Source organism: Ursidibacter arcticus (assembly GCF_009761375.1).
GTDB classification, from domain to species: domain Bacteria; phylum Pseudomonadota; class Gammaproteobacteria; order Enterobacterales; family Pasteurellaceae; genus Ursidibacter; species Ursidibacter arcticus.
Genome location: NZ_LEKM01000022.1, coordinates 1 through 403, shown reverse-complemented (window position 1 = coordinate 403; position 403 = coordinate 1). Strand labels below are relative to the sequence as shown.

At 36.7% G+C, this 403-nt stretch carries 1 pseudogene; it reads right to left on the bottom strand.

Annotated elements, in window-relative coordinates:
* Positions 1-403 (bottom strand): annotated as a pseudogene (locus A1D25_RS00855) (IS256 family transposase, variant Zn-binding type); the annotation flags it as partial.

The window sequence follows — 403 nt, the reverse complement described above, 5'->3', positions numbered from 1 at the left end:
AGTTAAATACCATAGGTGTAAATGGCGATAAAAATTATTTTTTGTGCTTTCTTTGAGGGTTTTAACCAGTATTTTGAGTGCTTTTCCTGCCGCTGATTTATGTTTTTTTCTGAGCTTTCTCATCACCATTGCAACGAGATGAAAATGGCACATCTGTGTCGGGGTATCGAATAAGTCCCTAAGCAATCCACGACGCCCATCACAGGTAATTGATTGAATAATATAGCCTTTTTCTCTTAATCTATTTAATGCAACGTGGTAATACTCATCTCGTTCGGTCTTAACCAGTTGGTGATAAACGACCTTTTCGCTCACGCTATCCATTATCACCAAAATACCAAATTCCCGACCAAAGAATGTGGTATCCATAATAATATTTAAATGTGTTGAAATAGGCGTTTTT